At 41.0% G+C, this 7,733-nt stretch carries 9 protein-coding genes and 1 pseudogene; 4 read left to right on the plus strand and 6 right to left on the minus strand.

The genetic code is table 11. The features are described 5' to 3' along the window. Window positions 1-36: 36 nt before the first annotated feature. Genes yfcE through Q0K35_RS09110 form a run of 5 tightly spaced genes read right to left on the minus strand, consistent with a single transcriptional unit; the run spans window position 37 to window position 3,469 of the window. Window positions 37-576 carry a phosphodiesterase gene (gene yfcE / locus Q0K35_RS09090; protein WP_294562437.1) on the minus strand — a complete coding sequence of 180 codons (540 nt, stop codon included), beginning with the start codon at window positions 574-576 and terminating at the stop codon, window positions 37-39. Continuing rightward, a complete protein-coding gene (locus tag Q0K35_RS09095; RefSeq protein WP_294562439.1) occupies window positions 573-1,259 on the minus strand; it encodes a YjjG family noncanonical pyrimidine nucleotidase in 687 nt (228 codons plus the stop codon). The genes yfcE and Q0K35_RS09095 overlap by 4 nt, the downstream gene beginning before the upstream one ends. Further along, the gene (coaD, locus tag Q0K35_RS09100) at window positions 1,256-1,732 is read right to left on the minus strand and encodes a pantetheine-phosphate adenylyltransferase (RefSeq protein ID WP_294562442.1); all 477 of its coding nucleotides are present in this window, start codon (window positions 1,730-1,732) and stop codon (window positions 1,256-1,258) included. Before coaD ends, Q0K35_RS09095 begins: the two co-directional genes overlap by 4 nt. Then, the gene (gene rsmD, locus Q0K35_RS09105) at window positions 1,701-2,276 is read right to left on the minus strand and encodes a 16S rRNA (guanine(966)-N(2))-methyltransferase RsmD (RefSeq protein ID WP_294562443.1); all 576 of its coding nucleotides are present in this window, start codon (window positions 2,274-2,276) and stop codon (window positions 1,701-1,703) included. Before rsmD ends, coaD begins: the two co-directional genes overlap by 32 nt. Continuing rightward, complete coding sequence (locus tag Q0K35_RS09110) at window positions 2,273-3,469, minus strand: FtsW/RodA/SpoVE family cell cycle protein (protein WP_294562445.1); 1,197 nt, start codon at window positions 3,467-3,469, stop codon at window positions 2,273-2,275. Before Q0K35_RS09110 ends, rsmD begins: the two co-directional genes overlap by 4 nt. Window positions 3,470-3,578: 109 nt before the next feature. Between Q0K35_RS09110 and def the strand changes: the two genes are divergently transcribed. From def to Q0K35_RS09130, 4 genes are all read left to right on the plus strand, one after another. Beyond that, the gene (gene def / locus Q0K35_RS09115; RefSeq protein ID WP_294562447.1) at window positions 3,579-4,139 is read left to right on the plus strand and encodes a peptide deformylase; all 561 of its coding nucleotides are present in this window, start codon (window positions 3,579-3,581) and stop codon (window positions 4,137-4,139) included. Between the two features lie 77 nt (window positions 4,140-4,216). After that, a complete protein-coding gene (locus Q0K35_RS09120; RefSeq protein ID WP_294562449.1) occupies window positions 4,217-6,016 on the plus strand; it encodes a ribonuclease J in 1,800 nt (599 codons plus the stop codon). Window positions 6,017-6,077: 61 nt separating this feature from the next. Continuing rightward, window positions 6,078-6,938, plus strand: a complete 861-nt coding sequence (locus Q0K35_RS09125; RefSeq protein WP_294562450.1) for a metallophosphoesterase — start codon at window positions 6,078-6,080, stop codon at window positions 6,936-6,938. Next, entirely contained in the window at window positions 6,938-7,357 is a 420-nt protein-coding gene (locus Q0K35_RS09130) for a PPC domain-containing DNA-binding protein (protein WP_294562451.1), read from the plus strand. Before Q0K35_RS09125 ends, Q0K35_RS09130 begins: the two co-directional genes overlap by 1 nt. Window positions 7,358-7,403: 46 nt before the next feature. On the opposite strand, the pseudogene Q0K35_RS09135 reads toward Q0K35_RS09130, so the two are convergent. Then, window positions 7,404-7,733, minus strand: a pseudogene (locus tag Q0K35_RS09135) (lacto-N-biosidase); the annotation flags it as partial.

The raw sequence follows: 7,733 nt of genomic DNA on the forward strand, positions 1-7,733 counted from the left end.
ATCCACCTCCAAACTATTCCTATTATATCACAATCTTTATTTGATTTTATAAGAGTTGACAATATTTTTATCTAAATCATAGATCGTAAATACATCATTTTCTAAAACACCATAGCTCGGCACGCTTTCCATTTTCGGAAGTGAGATGCTGCCCGGATTGAGATAAAGCAAGCCATTGATCTTCTCAGCCACAGGAATATGGATATGTCCAAACAGCACGGCATCCTGTTCGCCGACCCACTTTAAATTTTCATCATAGAGATGTCCATGGGTAACAAATATCTTATAACCATCAAAAGGAAGCATCTGATAATCAGCGGTAATCGGGAATTCCAGCACCATCTGATCCACTTCACCGTCACAATTGCCACGTACCGCAATGATCTTTTCTTTTCTTTCATTCAGCATCGCTGCCACCTTTTTAGGTTCATAATTAGCCGGCAGGTCATTACGCGGTCCATGATAAAGGATGTCACCTAAGACTATCAGATAATCACCATCCTCATCAAACATCTGCAATACCTTTTCAAGATTGGCACTGCTTCCGTGAATATCCGATACGATATAATATTTCATTTAAATTCCTCCCATCTGTCTATGATTGAAGAAAGGCGGTCGATTTCATGGTCCGGTATGACCGCTGAATCATTGATGATATGCTTAGGATTAAACCAGACACTGATACATCCGCTTTCCACCGCTCCGTTCATATCTGCACTTAACGAATCACCAATAAAAAGCACTTCCTTTGGAGAAACGTTCGCACTTTTAAAAATCGCATCAAAATAAGCAGGGTGAGGTTTCGCATAACCCACTTCTTCAGATATGAATATATATTCAAAATATTTCTTTATTCCTGCTTTTTCAATCCTTCGATACTGAATTGACGCAGTTCCGTTTGAAGCCAATGCCAGTTTTGCTTTTTTTGAACACCACTCAAGAATTTTTACGCTGTCTTCTAATAAAATAGCCTGTTCAGAAAGCTTTTGAGGAAACAATGCATTGACTTTCTCAACATCAAAATCAAGCCGGCTTTCCTTTTTCAATTCTTCAAAACGGATTCTTTGCAAAGCATACCGTTCAACTTCTCCCTTTTCAAGCTTTTTCCATAATGCTCCATTAATTTTTTTATAAAGGAGATAATCGTCCATACTTGCTTCAATATTTTCTTCCTTCATCGTTTCATAAAAAGCAATCTCTTCCCCTTTATGAAAATCCATCAACGTATCATCTAAATCAAAGCAAATCAACTGAATCATCGAAACTTCTCCTCTAACCTTTCTTCCACATATTTGCTGACAAAACAGCTTAAATTTCCATGATGCATCGCAATCTCCTTGACCGTTGAGCTGGAAACAAAGGAATACTCCGGCTTGCTGAGAAGAAATAATGTTTCGATATCACTCTCAAGCATCATATTTGCCGTTCCTATCGATACCTCATATTCATAGTCACTGGTGGCACGGATTCCTCTTACCATGGCGCTTACACCTAATTTTTTTGCCATATGGACCGTTAATCCGCTTCCTGCCAACACCTTTACATTTTTTAGATGAGCCGTTTCCTTTTCAATCATATCAATACGTTCTTCCTCACTAAACAGAGGTTTTTTTGCGGCATTCACCATGATGACGACATAGACCTCATCAAAAAGCTTGCTGCAGCGCTCAATGACATCAAGATGTCCCTTTGTTACCGGATCAAACGTTCCCGGAATCATTGCTTTCTTCATATACTTTCCTCTCATAATAACTGATTTTCGTAATGCCGTAGCATACGCTCTTATAACGTCTTAAATCAGCAATTTCTTCTTTAAATTCATCTTCTTTTCGGCTTTCAACGATCAGGATGCCATCCTTGCTCAATAATTTTCTGTCTGCAAGCATCTTGATCAGCTTTTCATTTTGCTGTTTGGCATAAGGCGGGTCAAGATAGATCAGATCATATTCACCGCTTAATTCATCCAAATGCGTCATTACATCCTTTTGATGCAGATGATACTGTTCTTCAAGCTTGAAGCGTTTTACATTGGATCTTATGCAGGCACAGGCCTTAGGATCAATTTCAAAGCCATCCGCCTCATCCATACCTCTGGAAAGTGCTTCAAAACCGATATTACCGCTTCCCGCATAACAGTCAAGCATCCTTCCGCCATAGAAATAAGGCCCTATGGATGAAAATATGGCCTCTTTGATACGATCGGCCGTCGGTCTTGTTTTGTCACCCTCCATCGTTTCAATTTTCAGTGAACGAAGCTTCCCGGCAATTATTCTCATAAGCCTTCCCTCTCACGATTCTCTCTGGCTATCGCTCCCTGAGCAATACCGATTGCTGAACAGATACTGAAAAGCGAACTGGCACCGGAAGAAATAAACAGAAGTGGAATACCGGTCAGTGGAATCAGTCCCGTCACCCCGCCAACATTGAAGACAAAGTGAATGAAAAGATACATGGCTGTACCGATATATAAAATTTTATAGCCTTCCCTTTTTGACATCAAGGCATATTTAAACAAACGATAGATCAAGATGCCATATCCGCCTAAAACAACTAAGAAGCCGGTAATTCCAAATTCTTCAACAGTGATGGCCAAGATATAGTCAGTCATGGCCGCCGGCAGATATTGCATTTTCTGGATCGATTGTCCAAATCCTACTCCGCTCCAGCCACCTGTCGCAAAAGCATACAGCGAATTGATCAGCTGCAAGCCGTCACCATATTCATCCAGCCATGGATTTGCGGCCATCTTGAATCGGTTGATCATATAGCTTTCCAAAGGAAGCTTTTCAAGCAAGGCAATCCCGGCATCGCTCGCTAAAAAGACGACGGCCAAACTGCCAAAGATCAAGATGCCTCCGGCAACCTTTTGAAACTTCTTTAAGCTCGGATGCGAAGGAATCAGAAGACATACGGCGCAGATCAAAGATATAACGATGAGCGAACCTGTATCATTCTGAAGAAAAATCACGATTGCCGCGATCATATAAAATGAAAGCGGAATCTTCACGATGCTCCAGCAGTCGAGCTTTCTTCGCCGTACCCGTTCGATGATGCACGCCATCACCACGATCATGAACACCTTCATAAATTCACTTGGCTGCAGCGTAATCTGCCCCAGCCCCGGAATGCTCAGACGGATCCAGCTTTTTGCACCTCCGGCAGCATCAAAAAACAGACAGGCAATCAGCATGACAACGATGAGGAAACCGATCGGACGGATCCATTTCATCGCTCTTTCCATCGTAAAATGGTTGGCAAAGAAAACCATTGCGAAATAGCTGACAAGCACGAACAGGACCTGTTTCACGATCGTTCGTATGACGATCGTATTATTTGTCGTGCCTCCCGATCTCGTTTCTCCGACACTTGTAGATGCGACCATCAAAGTTCCCAGCACGATCAAAACTATGACGCTGGCATGAATCAGCCGATCATATTTTTTGGGCATGTTGAATTTTATTTTGCGCATCAAATCGCCTCCTGTTTCATTTTACACAATTTTATAAATGAATGGAAGAAAAAGATTCTTTTCAAGTACATCAAAATATTATAAAATAGAAAGACAGAGGTGAATAAATATGTTTTTTAAAGCAGAAGAAATCATTAAAGATAGTGATCATCTGATTCGTGAAAAATCAAAACCGGTAGAATTGCCGTTAAGTGAAGAAGATAAAAAATTGGCCTTAAAGCTGCTGAGTCATGTGAAATGTTCCCAAGATCCCGAATTAAGCGAAAAGGAAAATATTCGTCCCGCAGTTGGGATCGCCGCCGTTCAGGTCGGTGTTTTAAAACAGCTTCTTGGCGTCTGCATTCCGATGGGTGAAGATAAGGAAGATATCGAGCTGGCATTAGCCAATCCGAAGATCATCTCCAATTCTGTACAGATGGCTTACCTTAAGGAAGGCGAAGGCTGTTTGTCCGTAGAAGATGAACATGCCGGCTATGTACCACGCAGTGCCCGTATCAAAGTCAGAGCCTATGACTGTATACAGGACAAAGAGGTCATCTTCAGATTGTCCGGTTATCCGGCCATCGTCTTACAGCATGAAATCGACCATTTCAGCGGTATTCTCTTTTATGACCACATCAATCCTGTAAATCCGTGGCAGCCGATTGAAGATGCCATCGTCATCGAATAAAAAAATGCAAATGCTACATTTTTTTCCTTTGATGTGTTATACTATGAGTAATCAAGTGCTAGTGAAAGGAGATATTAATGAAACAATATGATAAGACGGCACTAAGAGAAAGCGGGAAAAATACTTATAATAGAGTCACACCGAAAAAAACAGATACGTTGATATTTGCTTTGGGCGGTTTAGGCGAAGTTGGTAAAAATATGTACTGCATCGAGCACGAGGATGAAATACTCATCATCGATGCCGGTGTGCGTTTTCCTGAAGAAAGCTTGCTTGGTGTTGATTATGTAATACCTGATTACAATTATTTGGTCAGAAATAGATATAAAAGAAAAGTACTTTTAATTACGCATGGTCATGAAGACCATATCGGCGGAATTCCTTTTCTGCTGAAGACGGTTGATATCGAAGCGATTTATGCACCGCGTTTTGCAGTTGCGCTGATCAATCGGAAATTAGAAGAAAGAAGAATGCTGAAGCACTGTAAGATCATCGAGATCAATGAAGACAGTGTGGTGAATACAAAGCATTTCCGTTGCGGTTTTTTCAATACGACCCATTCGATTCCCGATTCATTGGGAATTATCGTAAATACACCTAACGGACGTGTCGTTACGACCGGGGACTTTAAATTTGACCTGACACCTGTAGGTACTAATTCTGATTATCAGAAGATGGCTTATTTAGGAGCTACCGGTGTTTCGTTATTGATGAGTGATTCTACGAATTCCGGTATCGAGGATTTTTCTATTTCGGAAAAGAAGGTATCTGAGGCTATCTTTGAAATCTTTAAGAAAACGCAGGGACGTTTGATCGTCGCAACCTTTGCCAGCAATGTGCATCGTGTGGAACAGATCTTATCCTGCGCGGTTTCTTGCGGAAGAAGAGTCTGTATCTTTGGAAGAAGCATGGAAAATGTGGTTACGATTGCCCGTAAGCTGGGATGGATCAAGGTGCCTGACAGCTATTTCCTCACACCTGAGGAATTAAATCATACGCCTGAGGATAAGATATGCATCATCTGTACAGGAAGTCAGGGTGAACCGTTAGCGGCCCTAAGCCGTATTGCTCAGGGAACACATCGTTACATCAAGCTTATGCCGAATGATACGATCGTTTTCTCCAGCAATCCGATTCCGGGCAATGGATCAAGCGTCAACCACGTAATCAATAAATTATTCAGAGCGGGTGCAAATGTACTGACCAACTCTATCTTTAATAACCTGCATACAACGGGACATGCTTCCCAGGAAGAGCAGAAGCTCATGTTACAGCTGATCAAACCAAAGTATTTCATGCCGGTACATGGTGAATATAAGATGCTTCGTCAGCATAAGCAGACAGCGATTCAGACAGGTATCCCGGAAGAAAAGATCTTTACCTGTGCCAATGGTGATGTACTGATCCTGCGCAATGAAGAGGTCTTTGAAACGAGCTATCGTATTCCTGCTGATGATATTTATGTAGACGGCAATGATATCAGCGGATTAAGTACCGCGGTATTAAAAGACAGAAAGATCTTAGCGGATAATGGTATGTGCTCTGTGATCGTATGTATCGATTCCAGAACGAATTCCATCCTTTGCCGACCAGTCATCGTATCCCGTGGTTTCGTGTTCATCAAGGATTCACAATCACTCTTGAAAGAAGCCGAAGTAGTGGTCTACAATGCCTTAAAAGAAAAAATGCAGTCAAAGATCACCTTCAACGATATCAAGAATACGATCCGCGGCTCATTAGAACCATTCCTCTACAATAAGACGCATCGTAATCCGATCGTGATTCCGGTCATTCTGAATTCAAAGGAAGCCATGGCTCAGATGCAGCAGGCACGTGCCGCAAAGGCCACTCATGCCACTCACAAGAAGGAAGCTTAAAAACTCCTTCTTTTTTCTAAAAAAGCTTAACAGATATCGGGAAAGAATGTAAAATAGAGATATGAAAAAATTTTTAAAAGTTTTAGCTGTCTTATTTCTGATAGCTGCATTGGTCGCTGCCTTTATCTTTTATAGCACGAATGTCAGCGTAGCCAATGTCACCATCGTCAATCAAACGATTGAAAGCAATAAGATCAGCAGTGAAGCAAGTAATCTGAAAATTGCTTTTATCAGCGATATTCATTATAACCATTTCATGAACTATGAACGTTTGGAAAGAATGATCGAAAAGATCAATGCCAATAAACCTGATATTATTTTATTTGGCGGTGATTTATTTGATGATCCTTCAAACTATCCCCCAAGTGAAGAAGCACAGCAGGAGCTGATTACCTTATTAAAATCACTACAAGCGGATCTAGGTAAATTTGCGGTATCAGGTGAAGAGGATCATGACCCTGCTGTCAGCGACATGATTGAAAATCTTTTATATCAGGCAGATTTTGAACTATTGACAAATGAACATCTAATGATTACGAAAAATAACGTTACTGCGGTAAATCTGATTGGCATCGATTCACAAATAGGGGGCAATCCGGATATATCCCTTGCCTTTGAAAACGTTGATACAAGTGCCTATACGATCGTTTTGACGCATGCACCGGATATTGTCAGCGAATTGCCGCTTAACAATATCGATCTGGTACTCGCCGGACATTCTCATGGCGGACAAATTGCTCTGCCGTTTATCGGTGCTCTTTCGAAAAAGGAAGGAGCCATCGTATATTCCAGTGGTGAGTATACGATCAATCAGACCAAGCTGATCGTTTCCAACGGGCTTGGAACTACAGAAAGCGACATCAGGATCTTTGCCGATCCTCAATGTCATATGATTCGCTTAACAGCAACAGGAGGTAAATGATGGAATCAAGAAAATTCAACAACAAAATCGTCGTAAGACTGGATAAGGGAGAAGAAGTCATCGCTTCTTTGACTGAAATCGTCAAGCAGTATGATGTCAAGCTGGGAAATGTTCAGGCTTTAGGAGCTACCAACCATGTAAAGATAGGACTTTTCAACATTGAAGAAAAGAAATACTATTCCAGAGAATTGGATCAGGATATGGAAATCACATCCTTGATCGGTAATATCACCAGAAAAGATGGTGAAGTATATCTGCATTTGCATATCAATGTCGCAGACGGCAATCAAAATGTTTATGGCGGCCATCTAAATGAGTGTGTCATTTCCGCAACCTGTGAAATGTTCATCGATGTCATCGACGGTGAAGTTGACCGTGTATTTGATGAGAATGTAGGTTTAAATCTTTTTAAATTCTAAGATCCTTTAAAAAGGAGCACCCTGTCAATCACAGAGTGCTCTTTTTTTAATGTGTCAATTTCTTTTTATAATCGTAAACAACAAATCCAATCAGACTCATTGCCGCGCCAATCATTATCATCATCCAACAAGTGATGTAGCTATTATCACTCGTTGACGGAGTTTCAGCTGGTTTTTCCTCTAATTCAGATATGGCATCTAAGATAGCCTGTGCCATATCATCGACCTCTTTTTGATGCGTGATATCTAAATTCTTTACAACTGCATCAATCGCATCACTTACATGTGTAAAATCAACATAATCCTCTGGATTTAAAGCCTCTGCCTTGGCAATCGCATCATTGACTGCCGTATAGTCAGCATCTTTATACTCTAA

This window comes from uncultured Traorella sp. (assembly GCF_944327115.1).
Lineage (GTDB): Bacteria > Bacillota_I > Bacilli_A > Erysipelotrichales > Erysipelotrichaceae > Traorella.